This window comes from Ligilactobacillus equi DSM 15833 = JCM 10991, from assembly GCF_001435735.1.
Classification (GTDB): Bacteria; Bacillota; Bacilli; order Lactobacillales; family Lactobacillaceae; genus Ligilactobacillus; species Ligilactobacillus equi.
Genome location: NZ_AZFH01000180.1, coordinates 1 through 485, shown reverse-complemented (window position 1 = coordinate 485; position 485 = coordinate 1). Strand labels below are relative to the sequence as shown.

The 485-nt window shown below is 50.1% G+C and carries 4 tRNA genes; all 4 read left to right on the top strand.

Features of this window, described 5'->3' with window-relative positions:
- Positions 1-59 precede the first annotated feature (59 nt).
- The 4 genes from FC36_RS09320 to FC36_RS09305 all read left to right on the top strand — a co-directional run bounded on the left by FC36_RS09320 (position 60) and on the right by FC36_RS09305 (position 392).
- Positions 60-150: transfer RNA gene (locus FC36_RS09320), tRNA-Ser, on the top strand.
- An 11-nt stretch (positions 151-161) separates the two neighbouring features.
- Positions 162-233, top strand: a tRNA-Glu gene (locus FC36_RS09315).
- Positions 234-238: 5 nt separating this feature from the next.
- Positions 239-311: transfer RNA gene (locus FC36_RS09310), tRNA-Val, on the top strand.
- Between the two features lie 8 nt (positions 312-319).
- A tRNA-Asp gene (locus FC36_RS09305) sits at positions 320-392 on the top strand.
- Positions 393-485: the final 93 nt, after the last annotated feature.

Here is a 485-nt window from a genome sequence, read left to right as displayed (position 1 = left end):
TAGAGCATCTGACTGTTAATCAGGGTGTCGACGGTTCGAGTCCGCCTACCGGAGTTGATGGAGAGTTGTCCGAGAGGCCGAAGGAGCATGATTGGAAATCATGTAAGGGGGTAATGACCTCCTTCAAGGGTTCGAATCCCTTACTCTCCGTTTTATGTTATGGCCCGTTGGTCAAGTGGTTAAGACACCACCCTTTCACGGTGGTATCATGGGTTCGAATCCCGTACGGGTCACTTATGGAGGATTAGCTCAGTTGGGAGAGCGTCTGCCTTACAAGCAGAGGGTCACAGGTTCGAGCCCTGTATCCTCCATTATCTTTGGTCCATTGGAGTAGTGGTTATCTCGCCTCCCTGTCACGGAGGAGATCGTCGGTTCAAATCCGTCATGGACCGTTTGCATTAGCAAACTATCAAAGCTTAATAAGTATCTCAAATGGCTCGGTAGCTCAGTCGGTAGAGCAATGGATTGAAGCTCCATGTGTCGGC